Raw genomic sequence first — 423 nt, forward strand, 5'->3', positions numbered from 1 at the left:
TCAGCGCGTCGCTGTCTTCATCTGCAAACACACTCGCAAGGCTCACCGTCTTAACTCCATCCGCGGCTCCTGTCGTCACATTGCTGATCGACGTTTCCACCGTCGGCGCATGGTTCACGGCTTCCGGGATCACCGGCGTGATCGTCACGTTGAACTGGCTGTTTATTGTCCCGCCTTTGCCGTCGTTCGCCGTAACCGTGATCGTGGCTGTTCCGGCGTTCACTGGCGTAATTTTCAGGTCGCTTCCGTTTACCGCTACTGTCGCCACGCCCGTATCCGTCGAGGTTGCTGTGTACGTCAGCGCGTCGCTGTCTTCATCTGCAAACACACTCGCAAGGCTCACCGTCTTAACTCCATCCGCGGCTCCTGTCGTCACATTGCTGATCGACGTTTCCACCGTCGGCGCATGGTTCACGGCTTCCG

1 protein-coding gene is annotated in these 423 nt (G+C 58.4%); it reads right to left on the reverse strand.

Features of this window, described 5'->3' with window-relative positions; translation table 11 throughout:
* The coding region (locus WA407_RS26350) for an Ig-like domain-containing protein (RefSeq protein ID WP_442952060.1) at nt 1–397 on the reverse strand (397 nt) is incomplete at its 3' end.
* Nucleotides 398–423 lie beyond the last annotated feature (26 nt).

This window comes from Paenibacillus sp. 203 (assembly GCF_037027525.1).
In the GTDB taxonomy this organism is placed as follows: domain Bacteria; phylum Bacillota; class Bacilli; order Paenibacillales; family Paenibacillaceae; genus Paenibacillus; species Paenibacillus polymyxa_B.